This window comes from Halorubrum sp. SP3 (assembly GCF_005435195.1).
Classification (GTDB): Archaea; Halobacteriota; Halobacteria; order Halobacteriales; family Haloferacaceae; genus Halorubrum; species Halorubrum sodomense.
In genome coordinates this window covers 1-247 of record NZ_SGTU01000671.1, presented here as the reverse complement: position 1 = coordinate 247, position 247 = coordinate 1, and the positions used below count along the sequence as shown (strand labels likewise).

The window sequence follows — 247 nt, the reverse complement described above, 5'->3', positions numbered from 1 at the left end:
CGAGGCGGTCGTCACGCCCGACGCGACCCTGCTCGCGTCGCTCGCGCCGAGCGGCGGGACGGCGGTGAAACTGCGCCCGGCGCGGGGCCGCGAAGTCAAGCGGCTCCCCGAGTACGAGCGGCCGGAGCAGACCGTCTCAGTGTCCATCGCCGACGAGGCCGACCTCGGGGAGCCGTTCATCACGGCGACTGGGTCGAACGACGGTGAGTTCGTCGGCGGAACGAACCTAGAGGTCGTCGTCGACGGC

The 247-nt window shown here is 72.1% G+C and carries 1 protein-coding gene; it reads left to right on the top strand.

The features are described from left to right. A partial coding sequence (locus EXE42_RS17900) for a hypothetical protein (RefSeq protein ID WP_137707131.1) occupies nucleotides 1–247 on the top strand: 247 nt, incomplete at both ends.